Raw genomic sequence first — 17,837 nt, 5'->3', positions numbered from 1 at the left:
CGGTCAGGCCGGGCTCCCCTGGTCGGGCGGCTCCTCGACGTGCTTTCCCCGGTCGCGGCCCTCTGCCGTGCGGCGCTGTGCGTCGGTGTTCGGGCTGAGGGCGTCGCCGGAACCGCCGTCGTGCGAGCCGGGCATGACCGCGTCCTCCGCCTCTCGGCGCGCTGCGCGGTCCCCGCTTTCCCCGGGGGCCTTGGACGGCGGAGTCGGCTTGCGGTGTTCCTTCTCGCTCATGTCGTGCTTCCTTTCGCTCGCTCCGGGCCGGTGGCGTTCCACACGGCCCCGGGCTCCTCTCGCACGGGGGCGGCTACCCGCCCACCCGCACGTCACTCCCGGGGGGCTCCCCTCGTACACGAGGAGCGCCTGCCCGGCGGTGGGCGCCGCATGCCTGGGTGGACGCCGGCGGAGTCCCGGCCGGGCGGGACCGCTCGTACGGGGGGTGCACGACGCCGAATAGCGGGTAAGCGCGGGTCATGATCGCTTCCCATCACCTCATCGCGGCCGGGTACTCCCCGTCCCTCTTCCTGATCCTGGCGGGCGTGGTCGTGGCCGCGCTCCTGATCGCGGCGTTCTGGTACGGCACTCGACGCACCGCGGCCCGCAAGGACCCCGGCGCGCAGCCGCCGGACCAGAGCCCTCCTGCCCGGGCGCGTCAGGAGTCCTGGCAGACGCCCGACGAGGCGGACCCGCCCCGGCGCCCTTGAGCGATTCGGCGTACGGCTCATCTCCGTCGTCATTCCGGAGCAACCCGCGGCCCGGTACGACGGATCCGCCGGCGCGGGCGGGTACACGGTTGACCGGACGGCACGGGCCGTCCGGCAATGCCGACAGGGAGGAAGCCTGTGGACGGGATCGTGCTGCTCAAGGAAGACCACAAGACGGTGGAGAAACTCTTCAAGCAGTTCGAGAAGGCCGGTGACGACGCCCACGCCGAGAAGCGCAAGATCGCCGATCAGGTGATCGAAGAGCTGACCACCCACGCCTGGATCGAAGAACAGATCTTCTATCCGGCCGCCCGTGAGGCCGCCCCCGACACCAAGGACCACGTCCTGGAAAGCGTCGAGGAGCACCACATCGTGCTGTGGATGCTGTCGGAGCTGAAGGACCTCGACGCGAGCGACGAACGGTTCGACGCGAAGATGAGCGTTCTCATGGAAAACGTCCGCCACCACGTCGAGGAGGAGGAGAAGGAGTGGTTCCCCGACGTCCGCAAGGCCATGGGCCGCAATCGGCTCGTGGAACTCGGCGAGCGGATGGAAGCGGCCAAGAAGACGGCTCCGGGCCACCCCCTGGACGTTCCCAGCGCCGAGGAATAGCCGGGAGTCGGCGGCCGGAAGAAGTCCGGCCGTGACCGTGCGGCGTCAGCGGTCCGCGCCGGGCGGTTCGACGCGCGGTCCGCGCCGGGCGGTTCGAGGACCTCACGGGGCCTCCTCGCGCTTCCACCCCCAGGCCGTGAGCATCCCCGCTGACAGCGCGGTGCATGCGGGTGAGTTCAGGTACCGGACGGCCTCGTCGATCCCGGCGTCGTCGACGAGCCCCGTCGCCACCATCGCCTCCCGGGCCCGGCCCCAGGTGTCGGCCCAGAACCTGCTGATCGGGCTGCCGGGCTCGAGGGGCGGTACGTGGATCTCGGCCGCCACCGGCTCCAGTCCTGCCGCGCGCAGCAGCTCGGGGTGGCGCGGCACCCGCGAGACATCGGTGCCGATGCTGTCGCCCAGCCCCTGCCACATGGCCTGCATGGCGCGGGTGTAAGGGGTGACGGGGGCGAGCTCCGTCGTCAGGTCGACCGCGTCGCTGACGACCAGGACCCCGCCCGGGGCCACGAGACCGGCGAGCTTGGTGACCATCCGGTCCGCGGCCGGCAGGTGCATGAGTACGAACCGGACGTGGACCAGCCGGAACGCCCCCGGCGAGAACGCGTCGGCGGTGACGTCCGCCTCCAGCGCGGTCAGTCCGGGCACCGGGTGCGCGGCGAGGAACCGTACGTCGCGGTCCACCGCGAGGACGGACTCGACGCCCGCCTCGGCGAGCAGCCGCCGGGCCACCGTGCCCGTCCCCGCCCCCACGTCCAGGCACGTCCAGCCGGGGCCCGCGCCCAGCAGTCGCAGCCGGGCCATGGTCGTCTCGTCATAGGCGAGGGCCCCGAGGTCGATGCGCTCGTCCTCGCCCCGTTCCTCGGGACGGAAGACCTGCTCACCGTAACGACCGTGCCCGGGAGCCCGTCCGCCGTCCGACGGAGGATCTACGCCGGTCATGTGGCCATTGTGGCAAGCGAAGGCGGAATCCGCCTCGGCTGCCGCGTACGCCGCTTCGTACGGCGGGTGCGGGCGGCACGCCCAGGAGCCTTGCGGCGCCGGGGCCGTGCGGCGAGCGGCGAGCGGCCGGAAGTCCTCGCCGTCAGTCCGCCGTCCGGTTGAGGAAGTGGAAGCCGGGGCGGGGGTGCATCAGGAAGTCGTGGTGCGAGATGTTCCAGGCGTAGGCACCCGCGAGGCCGAAGGCCACCCGGTCGCCCGCCCGCAGCCCGGCCGCCGGGACGTGGCGGGCCAGGAGGTCCTTGGGGGTGCACAGCTGGCCCGTCAGGGTGACCCGCTCGTCGCCGGCCGCCGGTCGCGGCCAGGGGTGGGGCCAGGTGTCCACGGGGAGGACGGAGCAGGGCTGGTCGTGGCCCTTGGTCGCCGGGGTGCGCAGATGGTGGGTGCCGCCGCGGACGACGGCGAACTCCTCGCCGTGGCTGCGCTTGACGTCGAGGACCTCGGTGGCGTACCAGCCGCAGTACGCGGTCAGGGCGCGGCCCGGTTCGATGCGCAGGGTCAGGTCGGGGTGCGCGGCGGTGAGGCGGGCGAGACCCCGGCCGTACGCGGTCCAGTCGAAGCGCTCCTCGGGGGCCGCGTAGTCGACGTTCATGCCGCCGCCGACGTTGACCTCCGCGAGGCGGATCCGGTGGCGTGCGGCCAGAGCGGCGGCCCAGGCCACGACGGACTCGGCCACGGACAGCTGCTCGGCGGCGTCGAGACCGCTGGCCAAGTGGGCGTGGACGCCCCGCAGTTCGAGGTGGGGGCAGCTGCCGTCGGTCAGGAGGCGGACGGCGGTGTCCGCGTCGGCGGGATCGAGGCCGAAGGGGGTGGGGCGGCCGCCCATGGCCAGCGAGCTGCCCGCGAGCGAGGCGGTGGACAGGGGCAGGTTGAAGCGGAGCAGGACGGCCACGCCCGTGTCCGGGGCGGTGCGGGCCGTCAGTTCGGACAGCACGCGCAGCTCGTGGACGCTCTCGACGTGGAAGCGCCGCACGCCCCGTTCCAGCGCGTCGCCGATCTCGGCCGGCGTCTTGCCGGGGCCGCCGAAGGCCGTCGGGCGGCCGGGGACGGCCTTGGCGACGTGGGCGAGTTCGCCGCCCGAGGAGACCTCGTACCCGTCCACGTACGGGCCGAGCGCGGCCAGGATCTCCGGCTCGGGGTTGGCCTTGGCGGCGTAGTACAGCTCGACGCGTTCGGGCAGCGCCGCCCGTACCGACGCGGCGTGTTCGCGCAGGGCCGCCAGGTCGTAGACGTAGGCGGGCAGTTCGGCGTCCGGCAGGGCCAGGATCCGGTCGCGTACGGAGGCGGTGGGTGCGGTCATCGGGCGCTCCAGGTGTTCCGGTCGTGGGCCGCTTCCGACAGCACGTCCTCGGCGAGGGGGGAGGGCAGCCTGACGTAGCCGGCCTCGCGGTCGGCCTTGCGCTCCCAGCGGGTGAGCAGGTTCGCCTTGGCCGGCAGCGGCACCCCGGCGAGCAGCGCGGCGAGCCGCGGCGGGCAGCCGTGTCGGTCGGCGTACGTCTGGAGGGTGGCGCGGACCTGGGCCCACAGGGCGGCTTCGGTGCGCGGGTGCAGATCGGCGAGCGCGGCGAGCATTTCGGCGACGTGGTTGACCAGCAGGCAGTACACCACCCGGTCCCAGCCGCGTTCCGCGTCGTACGTCATGGGGGCGGCCACCTCGGCGGGCAGCGCGGCCAAGGCGGCGGCGTGGTGCTCGGGAAGGAGCTTGGTGCCCTCCAGGTCGCGGAAGAGCACCTGGGCCGGCATGCCGTCGTCGTCGACGCAGACGATGACGTTCTGCAGGTGCGGTTCCAGGACGAGGCCGTGGTCGAAGTAGGCGGCCAGCACCGGCGGGACGAGCAGCTTGAGGTACGCCGCCCACCAGTCGAGCGTGGTCTGCGGCCCCGCCCCGTCGAGGAGGAGCGAGAGGTGGCCGGGGCCGGTCGGGTACTCGTCGGCGACGGCGGCCGCGAGCAGCGGGGTCGTGCCCGGCAGGAGCTGCCGGGACAGGCCTTCCCGGACGATCACGCCGAAGCCCTCCAGCAGCGCGCGGTCGGGGGTCCCGTCGGGGCCGGGGAGGGCGAGGCTGCGGTAGGCGGGCTCGCGGAGCATGGCGCTGCCGGGGAAGCGGTCCGCCAGGTCGGTCAGCGCGGGCGCCAGCATGCGGGTCAGGGCCACCGCACCCGACAGCTCGTAACTGGCGTTCTTGCGCAGGCAGTTGGTGATGCGGACGTTGAGGCTGAACTTGAGGAAGGTCTCGCCGTCGTACAGCGTGCGCACGGATGCGGTGGCGGCGAACGGCTTCCCGAGCGGCCCCAGGTCCAGGACGTCGCCCCGGTCGAGGGCCTCCCTCAGTGCGGGGTGCTCGCGCAGCATCTCGTACTGCCAGGGGTGCGCGGGCAGCAGCCGGTAACCCTCGGGCAGGTCGGCGCGGACGCGGTCGAGCGGTTCGGCCGCGCCGTCCTCGACGGTCTCCTCGGCGATCAGATCGGCGCGGACGGCGAGGTGGCGCAGCGGGAAGGAGGCGCCGGCCTCGGGGGCGTACGACAGCCAGGACGCGGCGTCGCCGGTACGGGCCTTCGGGGTCGGGTGGAAGCGGTGGCCGAAGAGCAGGGACTGCTCGGAGGCGATGTAGGTGGCGAGCCCGTCTCCCCCTGCCGGCACCCGGGCGGTGGACCCGGCGCGCGCGGCGAGGCCGGCGGCGACGGCCGCGTGCCCGGAGGCGACCTGGTCCAGGAACTCGTCGTTGCGCACACCGGTCCGCAGCGACAGCTCGTCCTGGGTGTACTCGGCCAGGCGCTGCCAGTCGATCTGCGCCCAGACGGGACCGCGCTGCTCCAGCACCGGGCCGGTGAACCGGTGGGCGCCCAGCAGGGAGGTGCGGCGCAGGGCGACGCGCAGCAGCACGCCGCGGCGAGGCAGGCGCACCAGCAGGTGGGAGCCGGTGACGGAGCTCTGGTGCTCCGGGCCGGACACTTCGCGCAGCAGGCAGTTGAGGAGGGTGTGGGCGACGACGTCGTCTGCGCTCGGCAGGCCCGTATGGGCGGCGGCCGCGGGAGCGGCGGTGGCGAGCGACTTGTTCAGCGGGGGCATCAACGGCTCCAGCGAGTACGGAGGGTGCGGAGACTGCAAGCAGAAGGGGGAAGGGCGAGGACGCCTCCGGCGGCCACCGCGACCACGGCGCCGGTCAGCACGGGCGCGACCGGGCCGAACTGGCTGGTGCCCACGGCGGCGGCGATGCCGGCGACGACGGCGCCCGCTTTGGAGAAGAACTCCAGCGATCCGAACATCCCGCCGGGTTCACGGCCCTTGGCACAGTCGGCGGCCAGCACGGACAGGCAGACGAGGCCGAGGGTCAGGCCGGCACCGAGCAGCAGTCGTACGGCGGTCAGGGTGGCCAGGCCGTCCGCGACGCCGTGCCCTGCCAGGCCCAGCGCGATGCAGGCGAAGCCGAGTGCGAGACCGAGGCGGGGGCGGCGGTGGAAGACGGAGTGCACCTTCATGGCGGTCAGCAGGTAACAGAGGTGCGGAAGGGCGAAGAACACGCCGGAGAGGACCGGGGAGGTCCCGGGTATGCGCTCGTCCATCAACCGGATCAGGTAGGGGAAGGAGATGACGGTGGAGAAGACGAAGGCGAACTCCAGGGCGTACAGGGCCCGCAGCCGCGCCGTCGGGGACGCCGACGGCACGGGCCCCGGCTCGGCGGCTCCGTCCGGGCCCGCCGTGTCCGCTCCCCCCGCCGCCTGCTTCACCGTGCGCGACTCCGGGAGTGCGGCGATCAGCACGGCCGCGGTGAGCGGAAGGACCGCCAGCAGCCCGTACTGGCGGTGCGGGGACAGCCAGGGCGACAGCGCGCCGACGACGACGGGGGCGAAGACCAGGGCCGCCCGCGCGGCGCCCTGCATCAGGGTGAGCGCCTTGGACAGCTCGGGGCCTTCCAGCGCCGCGCCGAGGTAGCCGTTGGACGCGGCGAACGTGCCGCCGAGGATGCCCTGGAGCACCAGCGCCGCGGTGAAGGTCGTGAGGGAGTCGGCCCACCCGGCGAGCAGGAACGACACGGCGAGTCCGAGCTGGGCGCGCAGCAGCAGCCGTTTGCGGCCGAACCGGTCGGCGAGCCGTCCCCACAGCGGGGCTCCGAGCGCGGCGAACACGGTCGGGACGACGTACAGCACGCCCGCCCAGCGGGCCGTGGCGTCGCCGAGCCCGGGAAGGATCTCGGTGAGGTACGGGGGGAGGCCCAGGGCGGCGAAGGAGGCCACGAAGTAGCACCCGGCGACGGCGTGGACCTGCCGGCGCCCCAGCGACGGGCGCGGCGGGGTCGCCGGAACCGGCACCGCCCTCGGTCCGCTCTCGTTGGCAGCGGTGACGGTCATCTCGGGTCCCTCGCTCTCCGCAGGTAGTTCGGGCCGGTGGTGTAGTGCTTGTTGATGTCCGCGGCGCCCGAGCGTTCCTTGGTGAGCAGGGTTCCGGCGGTGACCATCGCCTTCACCGGCAGCTCGTGGGCGTCCAGCACCGCGGCGCGCAGGATCGCGCCCGGTTCCCCGGCACCGGTGCCGAGCCGCTCGACGGCTTCGGCCAGCCGGTCGCGTACGAGCCCGGTCAGCGTCCGCAGCGGCGCGCGGCCGTGCCGGGCCAGCCCGAAGGCGTACGCGCCCGCGCACAGGTGGAGGGTGATCGTGGTGAACAGGTCGGCGACGGCCCGGTCGTCCTCGCCGAATATCCGGGCGTCGTCGAAGGCCGCCGGGTCGGGGGCGTCGCCGCCGAGCGTCTCCCGCATGCGGCGGGTGTTGATGCGGGGGCCGTCGTTGTCCTTGAGCAGCAGCCGCAGGCGGGTGCCGCCGTCCGGGGTCCGGTCGAACACCAGGGAGACGTTCTGCTGGTGGGACTCCAGGGCGATGCCGTAGCCGAAGAGCGTGGTCTGCCAGTCGAAGAGGAGCGTGAGGCAGGCGTCGAGGAGGGCGACCGGGTCGCCGCCGTAGAACCGCTCGGCGAGCCGGTCGATCAGCAGCCGGCCGCCGGGGGCCTCGCCGAGCAGCGCGGCCATGGGAAGGACCACGGCGTGGTCGAGGCCTGCCGGGTAGCGGCGGCACAGGACGGCGAGGAGTTCGTGGCCCGCGTGGGCGTAGACCGTCTCGTCGGCGTGCAGGACCGTGTCCTTGAAGCGCGGCTCGCGGGCGATCACCGTCTCCAGCAGGAGCTGGCCGGCCGCGCCGTCCACGAGGGTGCCGGGCTTGATGGTCCGGCGGTTGCGCAGCCCCAGGCTGGCGGTGGCCAGCGGCAGTTTGAGGTGCAGGGCCGGGTCTGCGGTGAGGGCGACCGTACGCATCGACAGGGTCGGTACGGCCTCCAGATACGGGCGGTCGGCGAGGACCGCCTCGCCCTCCAGGCCGGCTTCGCGCAGGGCGCCGCGCAGCGGGGCGCCCAGGGTGAGGGGGTGGACGGGGAGCGCGAGGTGGCTGTCGGACAGCTCCGCCAGGCCCAGGTCGGCCGGGGAGGGCCAGTGCGCGGGCAGCGGCGCGGCGCCGCCGTGGACGGTGAGCGCCCGCCGGGGCACGGCGAGCCAGCGCAGGCCGAAGCGAGGGTGGAACTCCGGGGCGTAGGCCCGGAGTTGGGCGTCGTCCAGCCCGGAGCGGCCGCGGGCCGTGGGGTAGACGGGGTGGTCCAGGCGGGCGGCGAGCGTGTCGTGGGCGAGGCCGCCGGCGAGGCCGGTCCAGTCGGCGGGCTCGGCGCCGTGGCGGGCCGTCAGGGCGTCGGCGACCTCGGCGGCGGTGCGCTCGTGCAGCCGCATGGTCGCGAGGGTTTGGCGGCACTCTTCGGTGAAGGCGTCGAAACCGGCCCGGTCGGCGGGGTCGGCGAGCGCGCCCAGTGCGCCGAGGACGGCCTCGCAGTCGGTGAGCTCGGCGGTCTCCTTGGCATCGACGCCTTCCGACTCCCGTACCAGGAGCGGGAGACGGGCGGCGTACCGGCTCTGGAAGCCGTCCTCGGCGACCGGCAGCAGGAGGGCGCCGCCGTCGCCCGTGGCGAGCCGCAGCCACGGGCCGCCCGCCCGCTCGACGACGGTGGAACGGGTGCGCAGGCCGACGACGTCCTCGCGCAGGAGGGCGCTCAGGACCCGCAGGAGCAGGGCCCCTTCGACAGGATCGGCGGCGGTGTCGGCGGCGGCGAGGGCGCCGGCCCCCGAGCCCGCCACCGGATCGAGGGTGGACGCCTGCGTCACGGCGTGATCTCCCAGCGCCGGCCGGCGAGGAAGTCGGCGACGACCCGGTCGACGGTCCCCTGGTCGGTGCCGGTGGCCCGCAGGACCCCGAGGTAGTCCCGGTTGGTGTGGTACAGCTCGTGCGTCTCGCCCACCTCGCGCAGGGGCCGGTAGGCCAACGTCACGCCGTCCACGGTCAGATCGGTGGCGGCGGGCGCGGCCGTCAGCGTGCCCGCGCGCTGGGCGCACGGGTAGTCCAGCCGGGCGGCGCCGTCGTCGCGGGTACCCAGGTCCGCGGGCAGCGGCTCTCCGAGGTGGGTGCGCAGGACGAGTTCGAAGAGCGGGATCCCGAGCAGTTGGGCCAGCAGCAGGTCGCACTGGTCGCCGATGGCCCGGTAGTTGACCTCGATGATGCGGGCGCGGCCCTCGTGCACCACGAACTCGGTGTGGCAGATGCCGAAGCCGATGCCGAGGGCGTCGAGCTGGGCGTTGATCTGGGCGACGACCGGTTCCGGATGCGCCGGGACGAAGGTCAGCCGCTCCTCGATGAAGTACGGGGGTGCGGAGAGTTCGGTGTGGAATCCGCCCAGGACGTGGCGGGTGGTGCCGTCTCCGAGCGTCTCCAGCGTGTACAGCTCACCGGCGAGGTACTCCTCGACGACCAGCGCCACCCCGGGCCGCCGCGCCTGGATCTCCTTGCAGCGCAGCACCAGTTCCTCGGGCCCGTCGACCAGGACCACGTCCTCGCTGGCCACTCCCTCGCGCGGCTTGACCACGCACGGGTAGGGCACGTCGGCGCGGGTCAGCTCGGCCGGGTCGTCTCCCGCGGCGAGCTCGGTGGACCACACGGAGTCGGCGCCGGTCGCGGTGAGGTGGCGGCGCATGTGCGCCTTGTCCTTGGCGCGCAGCGCGGCCTGCCAGCTCTTGGCCGGGAGACCGAAGTAGTCGGCGGCCAGGGCGGCCTGCGTCTGCAGGTGATCGCTGTTGGTGAACACGGCGTCAGGCGTGTGGTGGGTCGATATCCGGGTGATGACGGCGCGGAAGTCGCGTACGTCGCACCGCAGGACCTCGATGTCCGGGTAGGTCCGGCGGTGGGCCTCGGGCTGGTCCGTGAGCAGGGTGACGTCGAGACCGAGCCGGGCTGCGGCGGGGAGGAAGCCTTCGGTGACCGAGTCGGTGGGGTTGAGGGCGAGCAGATACAACCGCATGGGCGGCGACCCCTTCCGAGTCGAGGAGGTGGCGAACGGCAAGGCACGGGTCCGGACGGCACGTCGACGGACGGCCGAAAGATCCGTTACAGCTTAGGTTAGGCAAGCCTTAGCGAATAACTCAAGCCCTGTCTCACCCATTTGACGCGTCCCCGATTGATCACATCTGATCACAGAAGCTAAGGTAAGGCTTACCTGCTCTTCTTGTTCTTCCTGTTCTTGGTGGCTCGATCCCGCACCGCACGCCCGTGAAGGAACACCGATGACCACGACCTTGGACGCCGCGGCGGCCGGCACCGCAGCGAGCGGGGCCGGCGCCCTCGCCTCCCTCTACCTGCGCCTCGCCGGTTCGTGCGAGGCGCTGAGCGTGCGGGTGGCGGGCGTCGACGGCACCCCGTCGACGGCGGCAACGACCGTGACGGCAACGGGCCCGACAGGAACGGGCGTGACGGGGACGAGCGTGACCGGAGCCGACCTGGCGCAGCGGCCGGAGGCGCTGGACGCCTTCGTCGACGCCGAATCCGCCCGCATCCGGGAGCAGCACGGGCACACCCCCCGCCGGGAGGTCGCCGCCTCCCGCGCCCTGCACGACTACCTCTGGTCCGTCAGCCTGCTGATGAGCGGCGCCTGGTACCTGGAGCGGCGCGTCCCGCGCATCCGCCCGGCGGACATCCGGCTGGACCTCGCGACGACCGTGTTCGAGGTGACCGCGGGCTCCCGGTTCGCCTGCCTGCCCGGCGATCCGGCGGCGGACTCCCCCTCACCGGGCGTCCGCGTGGTCGCCGACGAGGAGGCGCTGCGCGCGGAGTTGCGGGCCGCCGTCGTGGACCACATGCGTCCGCTGCTCACCGCGATCGGCCCGTACGCCCGGCGCGGGCCGCGCGCCCTGTGGGGCATGGCGGCGGACGACCTGATCTCGGGCATCTGGTACCTCGGGCGCGTGCTCGGGCAGGAGGAGCGGGCCGTGAGCGCCGCGACCGGCCTGCTTCCGACGGCCATGGCGCCGTTCCCCGGCGCCGCGGACTTCCGCCGGCTGTCGGGCCGCGAGGGGCGGCAGTACCCGACCCGCACGCGGCTCGGATGCTGCCTCTACTACGCCCTCGACGCGGCCCTGCCGTGCGGTACGTGCCCGCGCACCTGTGACGCGGAGCGGCTCCGGCGGCTGGAGGGCTGAGGTCCCTTCTCCCGCCGACGGCCCCCGGGAACGACCGCGGGCCGGCACCTGAGGCGTACGGGTTCGTACGTCTCCGGTGCCGGCCCGGACGGGTCAGCCGCAGGTCACTTGGCGGGGTCGACCTTGAAGGTCTTCGCCAGGTCGTCGAGGACCATGTCGGCGCCCTGGAGCGAGACGGAGGTCATCCACGTGGCGTCGTCGACCTCGTGGACGTTGCCCTTCTGCACGGCGTTCAGGCGCTGCCACAGCGGGTTGGCCATGAACTTCTTCTTGCGCTCCTCGCCGCCCGAGAAGCTCGTCAGGAAGATGTGGTCGGCGTCGGCCTGCTGGATCTGCTCCTCGCTGATCTCGATGTTGAACTTCTCGGTGTCGCGCTGGTTCTCCGGCCGGGTCAGGCCCATGTCCGCCAGGATGATGCCGCTGAAGGTCTTGGGGAGGTAGATCCGGGTGGGGCCGTCGACGAAGCGCGTGAGGGAGATGGTCGGCTTGCCGCCTTCGCCGCTGCCGCCGCCCTGGGCGTTGATGGCGGCGCCGATCTTCTTGGCGCGGGTCTCGTACGCCGTGAGCTTGGCCTTGGCCTTCTCCTCCTGGCCGAGCGCCGTACCCAGGAAGGTGACGTTCTCCTTCCAGATCGGGCCGGTCGTCTTGACGAAGACGGTCGGGGCGATCTTGCTCAGCTGGTCGTACAGGTCCGCGTGGCGGACGGTCGCCGAGACGATGAGGTCCGGCTTGAGGGCCGCGATCGCCTCGAGGTTGGGGCTGTCGAGCGGGCCGACGTCCTTGGTGTCCTTCACCGCGTCACCGAGGTAGGCCGGGAAGCCCTTCTGGTCGCGGTAGGAGCCGATGCCGCCGACCAGCGGCGCGTCCAGTGCGACGACGGCCTCGACCAGGCTGTTGTCCAGCGCCACGACGCGCTTGGGCTTGGTCTTGACCTCGGTGGTGCCCTTGTCGTGCGTAATGGTGCGCGGGAAGCCGGAGTCGGCCGCGGCGGGCTTCGCCGAGCCGTCGGAGGCGTCCTTGCCGTCACCACTGCCGCCGCCACAGGCCGCCAGCGAGAGTGCCAGGGCCGTCGTGAGGACGGCAGCGGCGATCCGGCCGGGCCGGCGGCGCTGAGCAAAGGTGTTCATCGGGTCTCTCCAAACGAGATGGCAGCACGAACGGTGGAACTTAGGCAAGGCTTACCTGCGCGAGCGCTGTGAGAATAGCTGCTCTCCGTGGCCGGATCCAGCCCGGGGGTGAGCACCACATTCGGTTAGGCATCCCTTACCTTGTGAACGTGACCCTCAAGCCCGTCGACGCAGGGGCGGTTGATGCCGCCGCCCACCGCCCCGCCCCACCACCACCCGCACCACGGCGCGTTGCCACCCGCGCCACCGTGACGGCCGTACTCCTCACGGCCGTTCTCGCCGCCGTCTGCGCCTCGCTCGCCATCGGCACCAAGGCCGTACCGCTCTCCGACGTGCTCACCGCGCTGGGCGGAGGCACCGAGGGCGACGCCGTGGTGATCCGCGAACTGCGCATGCCGCGCACCTTCCTCGGCCTCCTCGTCGGCATGGCGCTGGGGGCGGCCGGAGCCGTCGCGCAGGACATCACCCGCAACCCGCTCGGCGATCCCGGCCTGATCGGCATCAGCGCCGGCGGCGCCTTCGCGGTCGCCGCGAGCATCGGAGCGCTGGGTCTGACGAGCCCGTACGAGTACATCTGGTTCGCCTTCCTCGGCGCCGCGCTGGCCGGAATGCTCGCCTACGCCGTCGGCGGAACCGGATACGGCGGGGCCACTCCGGCCAAACTCGCCCTCGCCGGGGCGGCGGTCACCGTACTGCTCGACGCGGGCACCAACACCCTCGTCCTGCTGGACGTCCGCACCCTGGACCAGTACCGCTTCTGGGCGGTCGGCTCCCTCGCCGGCCGGGAGGCCGAACTGGGCCTGCAGCTGCTGCCGTTCGTGGGCGTCGGGCTGCTGCTGGCGCTCGGGCTCAGCGGCCGGCTCAACGCCCTCGCGCTGGGCGACGACCTCGCCAGCAGTCTCGGTACGAAGGTCAGGACGACCCGCGCGCTGGGCGCCGTGGCCGTCATCCTGCTCGCGGGCGCGGCGGTTGCCGCGGCGGGCCCGGTGACCTTCGTCGGCCTGGTCGTCCCGCACGTCGTACGGGCCTTCACGGGCCCCGACGCCCGCTGGCTGGTGCCCTGTTCGGCGCTCGGCGGCGCGGCCCTGATGCTGACCGCGGACGTCGTCGGGCGGATGGTCGCCCGTCCCGGCGAACTGGAGGCCGGCGTGGTCACCGCGCTGCTCGGCGCCCCCTTCCTCGCCTACCTCGTCAAGCGGGGCAAGCTCAAGGAGCACAGCCGATGAGTCTCCTGAGGTTCGAGAGCGGGCCGATCGGCCTCGCCGTGCGGCCGCGCGTCGCCGTCACGGTCCTCGCCCTGGCCGTCACCGGGTTCGCGGCGCTCGTGTTCTCGGTGTCCCTCGGCACCTACGCCATCCCCGTCGGCGACGTGCTCGGCGCAGTGCTCGGCACCGGCGACGGCGCCGCCGACCTGATCATCCATCAACTGCGGCTGCCCCGCGCCCTGACCGCGCTCCTGGTCGGCGCGGCCTTCGGACTCGCGGGAGCCGTCTACCAGGCCGTCACCCGCAACTCCCTGGCCAGCCCCGACCTCATCGGCATCGCGGCCGGCTCCGGAGCCGGCGCGGTCACCGCCATCCTGATCGGCGGGGTCACCGCCGCCGGTGCCGGCACCTTCGGCGCCGTGCCGTTCGGCGCCCTCGCCGGCGCCCTGCTCACCTCCGCCACCATCTACCTGCTCGCCTACCGCGACGGCACCATCACCGGCTACCGCTTCGTCCTCGTGGGGCTCGCCGCGAACGGCGCCCTCCTCGCCCTCACCCGCTGGATGCTGGCCCGCGCCGACATCGACCAGGCCTCGCGCGCCATGGTCTGGCTCACGGGCAGCCTCAACGGCCGGGGCTACGAGCACGTCCAGTGGTCAGGGCTCGCGCTCGTGGTCCTGATGCCCCTGACACTGGCGCTGGCCCGCCCCTACCAGCTCCTCCAGTACGACGACGACACCGCGCGCAGCCTCGGCATCCCGCTGCGGTACTCGCGGATCGCGCTGCTCGTCCTCGCCACCTGCCTGACCGCCCTGGCCACTTCGGCCGCCGGGCCGATCGCCTTCGTCGCGCTCGGAGCACCGCAGATCGCCCGCCGCCTCACCGGCACCGCCGGAATCCCCCTGGTGACCAGCGCGTTCACCGGCGCCGTCCTGCTCATCCTCGCCGACCTGGCCGGCCGCCTCGTCCTGGCCCCGACCGAACTGCCCGTCGGCGTCCTCACCGGCGCCGTGGGCGCCCCGTACCTGCTGCTGCTCCTCGCCCGGGCCAACCGGGCCGGAAAGGGAGGCTGACATGACCGCCCCACCGACCGCCCCCGTGACCGACACCGACAGCAGCACCGCCGGCGGCGGCGGTATCCGTCCCGCCGCGCTGCACGGTTCCGGTCTCCGCCTGGGTTACGGCGACCGGATCGTCGCCGAGGACCTCGACCTGCCGATCCCGGCGGGCCGGATCACCGCCCTGGTCGGCCCGAACGCCTGCGGCAAGTCGACCGCGCTGCGCGCTCTGGCCCGGCTGCTCAAGCCGGCCGACGGCACCATCCTGCTGGACGGCGAGGACATCGCCTCGCTGTCCGCCCGGGACTTCGCCCTGCGCCTCGCCCTGCTGCCGCAGACCCCCAGCGCGCCGGACGGCATCACCGTACGGGACCTGGTGGCCCGCGGTCGTACGCCTCACCAGCGCTGGTGGCGCCAGTGGTCCTCGGCCGACGAGACCGCCGTGGACGCGGCCCTCGCGGCCACCGGCTCGGCGGAACTCGCCCACCGGTCCATCGACGAGCTCTCCGGCGGCCAGCGCCAGCGGGTGTGGATCGCGATGGCACTGGCCCAGGACACCTCGGTACTGCTGCTCGACGAGCCCACCACCTACCTCGACCTCGCCCACCAGGTCGACGTGCTCGAACTGGTCGCGCAGCTCAACCGGGCGGAAGGCCGCACGGTGGTGATGGTCCTGCACGAACTGAACCTGGCCTGCCGTTACGCCGACCACCTCATCGCGATGCGCGACGGCCGCGTCGTCGCCGCCGGGCCGCCCTCGGAGGTCGTCACCCCGGAACTCGTCCACGAGGTCTTCGCCCTGCGCGCGGCGGTCATCGAGTGCCCCGTGGCGGGCACCCCGCTGGTCATCCCCGAGGGGGGCCGCCGCACCGAGATCGTCTGAACGGGCCTCACCCGACCGGCCGATTCCGGGGGACGCCCACCGGCTGCCGCCCGGGCCCGGGCGGCAGCCGGAGTCCCCGGCGCCGGCGTGTCCGCCGCTCGCGCCGCGGAGCGGTCCGCCGCGGCGCCGAGGTGCGGACCGCCGCTCCCGGCGCCAGGATGGGCGCGACCCCGTATACGCCGACAGGAGGCTCCCGTGCTGGAACGCAAGCGGCGCAAGGACGGCACCGAGATCACGTTCGTGATCCCCGCCGACACCCCACCCGGCCCGGTCAGCGTCGTGGGCGACTTCAACGACTGGCGGCCCGGCGCCCACGAACTGCGCGCCCGTGAAGACGGCACCCGCGCGGTCACCGTGGCGCTGCCCGGCCGGAGCACGCACGCCTTTCGTTACCTGGCGGCCGGGGACTACTGGTTCAACGACGAGAGCGCCGACGGCCACGACGGCACCAACAGCCGCCTGCAGACCTGAAACGGACCCTCCGCCCTACCGCGCGGAACCACGGACAGCGGAGCGTGAGCGTGGAGATCTCGACGAGGGAAGTCTTCGGCGCTCCCTGCTGGGTCAACCTGATGGCGCGCGACCTGCACGCGGCGCAGCAGTTCTACGCGGCGGTCATGGGCTGGCATTTCCGGCCCGGCCGCCTCGGGGAGTCGTTCACCATCGCCGAGCTGGACGGCGTGCCGGTGGCGGGCATAGGAGAGCCGTCCGGGCAACTGGCCGGGGCGGCGTGGACGGTGTACTTCGCCGTCGAGGACGCCGACGTGGCCGTGAGCCGTATCCGTGAGCGCAGCGGCACGGTCGCCGTCGGGCCGGTCTCCTTCGCCTCCGGCGGCCGCGGGGCGCTCGCGGCCGACCGGGAGGGAGCCTCGTTCGGGATCTGGGAGGGCTCTGTCCGGTCCGACTGGCGGGTGGGCACCGGCCATGCGCCGGCCTGGCTTGAACTGCGTACGAGGGACGCCTTCGACGCCGCGATCTTCTACGGCGGAGTGCTCGAGTGGGCCACCGGCCGCGAGGGGTGCTGCGAGGTCTCGTACGAGGAGGACCAGGTCGTGCTGCGGCAGTCCGGAGAGCCGGTGGCCCGCCTGAACAGCGGCCCCGTCGACGCGGCCGCCCCCACCCCGCAGGCCCGGCCCCGCTGGCACGTGCACTTCCGGGTGCCCGACCTGGACGAGGCGATCGACGCGGCCACCGCGTTCGGCGGACGCACCGTGTCGGCGGTCGCCTCGAACGCCACCGAGCGGTGGGTCACCCTGGAGGACGCCGAGGGGGCCCTGTTCACGCTGAACGCGGCCCAGCCGCCCTCTGCCTGATCCGGCGCGCGCGCCGGCCCCGCAGCGGTTCCCGCCCGGGTTCGACCGGCGGCAGGCGGGCATGCGCGAGGTGAAACCGACACGTGACGCCCGTCGGCGTCTTCACGGCACGGAGGAGGTGCGCCGATGGACGGCGCGGACGACGGCCGACCGGAGGTCCGGCGGCCCCGGATGCAGCACGAGGGCGGCACCGCGGACGAGCACGGGCGCAAGCCCGGGGCCCCGTCCCGGACGGGCACCGGGGCCCAGCCTCCGGCGGATGCGGAGCGGGTCGACAGCGCCAACGAGAGCCGGACCAGGAAGGCCCACCTCCTCGGGCCTGACGCAGCCGGACGGCCCGCCGGCACCGGGGACGAGGAAGACGACCTGCCCCTGTGACGGTCCCCGCCCCCGTGCCGGCCGGCACGGGGGCGGGGACCGTCACAGGGACAGCGGGCCGGCGCGGGGCGCGGAGAGCTCCGGGCCTGCGGGCCGCCGGTCAGGCGCGGGCCCGGCTGCGGCGCACCAGCAGGAACACCAGCAGGACGGCGCCGGCCGCGAGCAGCCGGGTCCGGTTGGCCCGTGCGGCGGCCGCGGCCTGCCCGGCCCGTTCCCGTACCGGGTCGGGTGTCTTCTCGGAGGCCAGCTGTCCGGCATGGGCCGTGGCGGCGCGGAGCTGCCCGCCGGCGTGGGACGCCTTCTCCGCGACCGGGGCGGGGGTCTTGTCCCGCACCACATGGGCGGCGTGTTCGACCTTCTCCCGGATCTGCCCCGTGACCAGGGCGGCCTTCTCCGCAGCCTGCTCCTTGACCGCTGCCGTCTTCTCCCGAGCCTGCTCCTTGACCGCCGCCGTCTTCTCCCGAGCCTGGGCCTTGACGTCGGCCTTCGCCGCCAGCGCCTCGACGGTCTGGCCGAGCTCTTCGCGGGTGTGTTCGACCTGTCGGCGCAGTTCGTCGGGGGTGGGAGCGGATTCGTTGTGGGGCTCGCTGTTCATCGGTGTGCCTTCTCCTTGATCTCGGCCACATCAGCCTTGACGCTGTCGATGGTCTGCCGGGGCGCGGGCGCGCCGGCCTTGGCGATCTGCTTCTTCCCGGCCATCGCGACCACGGCGGCGGTGACGGCCAGCACCCCGGTGACGATCAGAGCCGAGGCCCACACCGGCAGCACCAGGGCCAGGGCGGCGATACCGGCCGCCACGAGGGCCTGAGCCGCCAGGATGCCGAGGAGTCCGGCTCCGCCGAACAGGCCGCCGCCGGTCCCGAACCTCTTCCCCTTCTGCGTCATCTCCGCCCGGGCGAGCCGCATCTCCTCGCGCACCAGCTCCGAGATCTGCTGTGACGCCCGTGAAACCAGCACCCCCACCGAGTCATCGGCGGCACGGGGTCGTTGCTCCGTCGTACTCACGATTC

General features: G+C 73.5%; 19 protein-coding genes. 9 read left to right on the top strand and 10 right to left on the bottom strand.

Features of this window, described 5'->3' with window-relative positions; all coding sequences use genetic code 11:
• Positions 1–3: 3 nt before the first annotated feature.
• Positions 4–231, bottom strand: coding sequence for a hypothetical protein (locus ACIP5M_RS06705; RefSeq protein ID WP_401192791.1), 228 nt, complete (start codon positions 229–231; stop codon positions 4–6).
• A gap of 239 nt (positions 232–470) precedes the next feature.
• On the opposite strand from ACIP5M_RS06705, the gene ACIP5M_RS06700 reads away from it, so the two are divergent.
• Both ACIP5M_RS06700 and ACIP5M_RS06695 read left to right on the top strand, forming a co-directional pair.
• Complete coding sequence (locus tag ACIP5M_RS06700; protein WP_401192789.1) at positions 471–701, top strand: DUF6479 family protein; 231 nt, start codon at positions 471–473, stop codon at positions 699–701.
• 138 nt (positions 702–839) lie between these two features.
• The gene (locus tag ACIP5M_RS06695) at positions 840–1,313 is read left to right on the top strand and encodes a hemerythrin domain-containing protein (protein WP_401192786.1); all 474 of its coding nucleotides are present in this window, start codon (positions 840–842) and stop codon (positions 1,311–1,313) included.
• 102 nt (positions 1,314–1,415) lie between these two features.
• Here the strand turns inward: ACIP5M_RS06695 and ACIP5M_RS06690 are convergent, their stop codons facing one another.
• The 6 genes from ACIP5M_RS06690 to ACIP5M_RS06665 all read right to left on the bottom strand — a co-directional run bounded on the left by ACIP5M_RS06690 (position 1,416) and on the right by ACIP5M_RS06665 (position 9,689).
• A complete protein-coding gene (locus ACIP5M_RS06690) occupies positions 1,416–2,252 on the bottom strand; it encodes a class I SAM-dependent methyltransferase (RefSeq protein WP_401192783.1) in 837 nt (278 codons plus the stop codon).
• Positions 2,253–2,394: 142 nt separating this feature from the next.
• On the bottom strand, positions 2,395–3,609 hold the full coding sequence (locus ACIP5M_RS06685; RefSeq protein WP_401192781.1) for a type III PLP-dependent enzyme: 1,215 nt from the start codon (positions 3,607–3,609) through the stop codon (positions 2,395–2,397).
• Entirely contained in the window at positions 3,606–5,378 is a 1,773-nt protein-coding gene (locus ACIP5M_RS06680; protein WP_401192778.1) for an IucA/IucC family protein, read from the bottom strand. The genes ACIP5M_RS06685 and ACIP5M_RS06680 overlap by 4 nt, the downstream gene beginning before the upstream one ends.
• Positions 5,378–6,658, bottom strand: a complete 1,281-nt coding sequence (locus ACIP5M_RS06675) for an MFS transporter (protein WP_401192776.1) — start codon at positions 6,656–6,658, stop codon at positions 5,378–5,380. The genes ACIP5M_RS06680 and ACIP5M_RS06675 overlap by 1 nt, the downstream gene beginning before the upstream one ends.
• Complete coding sequence (locus ACIP5M_RS06670; protein WP_401193546.1) at positions 6,655–8,475, bottom strand: IucA/IucC family protein; 1,821 nt, start codon at positions 8,473–8,475, stop codon at positions 6,655–6,657. Before ACIP5M_RS06670 ends, ACIP5M_RS06675 begins: the two co-directional genes overlap by 4 nt.
• A 23-nt stretch (positions 8,476–8,498) precedes the next feature.
• A complete protein-coding gene (locus ACIP5M_RS06665) occupies positions 8,499–9,689 on the bottom strand; it encodes an acetyl-CoA carboxylase biotin carboxylase subunit family protein (protein WP_401192774.1) in 1,191 nt (396 codons plus the stop codon).
• A gap of 262 nt (positions 9,690–9,951) precedes the next feature.
• Between ACIP5M_RS06665 and ACIP5M_RS06660 the strand changes: the two genes are divergently transcribed.
• Positions 9,952–10,863 (top strand): iron-sulfur protein, encoded by a 912-nt coding sequence (locus tag ACIP5M_RS06660; protein WP_401192772.1) that lies wholly within the window; start codon positions 9,952–9,954, stop codon positions 10,861–10,863.
• Positions 10,864–10,967: 104 nt separating this feature from the next.
• On the opposite strand, the gene ACIP5M_RS06655 is transcribed toward ACIP5M_RS06660, so the two are convergent.
• On the bottom strand, positions 10,968–11,990 hold the full coding sequence (locus ACIP5M_RS06655; protein WP_401192770.1) for an ABC transporter substrate-binding protein: 1,023 nt from the start codon (positions 11,988–11,990) through the stop codon (positions 10,968–10,970).
• Between the two features lie 149 nt (positions 11,991–12,139).
• Here ACIP5M_RS06655 and ACIP5M_RS06650 point away from each other — a divergent pair, with 149 nt between their 5' ends.
• From ACIP5M_RS06650 to ACIP5M_RS06625, 6 genes are all read left to right on the top strand, one after another.
• Positions 12,140–13,216 (top strand): FecCD family ABC transporter permease, encoded by a 1,077-nt coding sequence (locus ACIP5M_RS06650; protein WP_401192767.1) that lies wholly within the window; start codon positions 12,140–12,142, stop codon positions 13,214–13,216.
• Positions 13,213–14,268 (top strand): FecCD family ABC transporter permease, encoded by a 1,056-nt coding sequence (locus tag ACIP5M_RS06645; protein ID WP_401192764.1) that lies wholly within the window; start codon positions 13,213–13,215, stop codon positions 14,266–14,268. Before ACIP5M_RS06650 ends, ACIP5M_RS06645 begins: the two co-directional genes overlap by 4 nt.
• Position 14,269: 1 nt before the next feature.
• Entirely contained in the window at positions 14,270–15,136 is an 867-nt protein-coding gene (locus ACIP5M_RS06640) for an ABC transporter ATP-binding protein (RefSeq protein WP_401192761.1), read from the top strand.
• 195 nt (positions 15,137–15,331) lie between these two features.
• Entirely contained in the window at positions 15,332–15,607 is a 276-nt protein-coding gene (locus tag ACIP5M_RS06635; protein ID WP_401192758.1) for an isoamylase early set domain-containing protein, read from the top strand.
• Between the two features lie 50 nt (positions 15,608–15,657).
• Complete coding sequence (locus ACIP5M_RS06630; protein WP_401193544.1) at positions 15,658–16,449, top strand: VOC family protein; 792 nt, start codon at positions 15,658–15,660, stop codon at positions 16,447–16,449.
• 126 nt (positions 16,450–16,575) lie between these two features.
• Positions 16,576–16,827, top strand: a complete 252-nt coding sequence (locus ACIP5M_RS06625; RefSeq protein WP_401192756.1) for a hypothetical protein — start codon at positions 16,576–16,578, stop codon at positions 16,825–16,827.
• 100 nt (positions 16,828–16,927) lie between these two features.
• Here the strand turns inward: ACIP5M_RS06625 and ACIP5M_RS06620 are convergent, their stop codons facing one another.
• Together ACIP5M_RS06620 and ACIP5M_RS06615 are read right to left on the bottom strand one after the other, a co-directional pair.
• Positions 16,928–17,422, bottom strand: a complete 495-nt coding sequence (locus ACIP5M_RS06620; protein ID WP_401192754.1) for a DUF3618 domain-containing protein — start codon at positions 17,420–17,422, stop codon at positions 16,928–16,930.
• Positions 17,419–17,832: a phage holin family protein gene (locus tag ACIP5M_RS06615; protein ID WP_401192752.1), complete on the bottom strand. Its 414-nt coding sequence runs from the start codon at positions 17,830–17,832 to the stop codon at positions 17,419–17,421. The genes ACIP5M_RS06620 and ACIP5M_RS06615 overlap by 4 nt, the downstream gene beginning before the upstream one ends.
• Between the last annotated feature and the right edge of the window lie 5 nt (positions 17,833–17,837).

Origin of the sequence: Streptomyces sp. NPDC088762 (genome assembly GCF_044750905.1) — a bacterium.
Taxonomy (GTDB): Bacteria; Actinomycetota; Actinomycetes; order Streptomycetales; family Streptomycetaceae; genus Streptomyces.
This window is presented reverse-complemented; position numbering and strand designations above follow the sequence as displayed.

What these genes read in the sequence shown, in the direction of transcription:
- ACIP5M_RS06705 (WP_401192791.1), bottom strand. Translation starts at nt 231, where the DNA reads ATGAGCGAGAAGGAACACCGCAAGCCGACTCCGCCGTCCAAGGCCCCC.
- ACIP5M_RS06700 (WP_401192789.1), top strand. Translation starts at nt 471, where the DNA reads ATGATCGCTTCCCATCACCTCATCGCGGCCGGGTACTCCCCGTCCCTC.
- ACIP5M_RS06690 (WP_401192783.1), bottom strand. Translation starts at nt 2,252, where the DNA reads ATGACCGGCGTAGATCCTCCGTCGGACGGCGGACGGGCTCCCGGGCAC.
- ACIP5M_RS06685 (WP_401192781.1), bottom strand. Translation starts at nt 3,609, where the DNA reads ATGACCGCACCCACCGCCTCCGTACGCGACCGGATCCTGGCCCTGCCG.
- ACIP5M_RS06680 (WP_401192778.1), bottom strand. Translation starts at nt 5,378, where the DNA reads ATGCCCCCGCTGAACAAGTCGCTCGCCACCGCCGCTCCCGCGGCCGCC.
- ACIP5M_RS06675 (WP_401192776.1), bottom strand. Translation starts at nt 6,658, where the DNA reads ATGACCGTCACCGCTGCCAACGAGAGCGGACCGAGGGCGGTGCCGGTT.
- ACIP5M_RS06665 (WP_401192774.1), bottom strand. Translation starts at nt 9,689, where the DNA reads ATGCGGTTGTATCTGCTCGCCCTCAACCCCACCGACTCGGTCACCGAA.
- ACIP5M_RS06660 (WP_401192772.1), top strand. Translation starts at nt 9,952, where the DNA reads ATGACCACGACCTTGGACGCCGCGGCGGCCGGCACCGCAGCGAGCGGG.
- ACIP5M_RS06655 (WP_401192770.1), bottom strand. Translation starts at nt 11,990, where the DNA reads ATGAACACCTTTGCTCAGCGCCGCCGGCCCGGCCGGATCGCCGCTGCC.
- ACIP5M_RS06645 (WP_401192764.1), top strand. Translation starts at nt 13,213, where the DNA reads ATGAGTCTCCTGAGGTTCGAGAGCGGGCCGATCGGCCTCGCCGTGCGG.
- ACIP5M_RS06640 (WP_401192761.1), top strand. Translation starts at nt 14,270, where the DNA reads ATGACCGCCCCACCGACCGCCCCCGTGACCGACACCGACAGCAGCACC.
- ACIP5M_RS06625 (WP_401192756.1), top strand. Translation starts at nt 16,576, where the DNA reads ATGGACGGCGCGGACGACGGCCGACCGGAGGTCCGGCGGCCCCGGATG.
- ACIP5M_RS06620 (WP_401192754.1), bottom strand. Translation starts at nt 17,422, where the DNA reads ATGAACAGCGAGCCCCACAACGAATCCGCTCCCACCCCCGACGAACTG.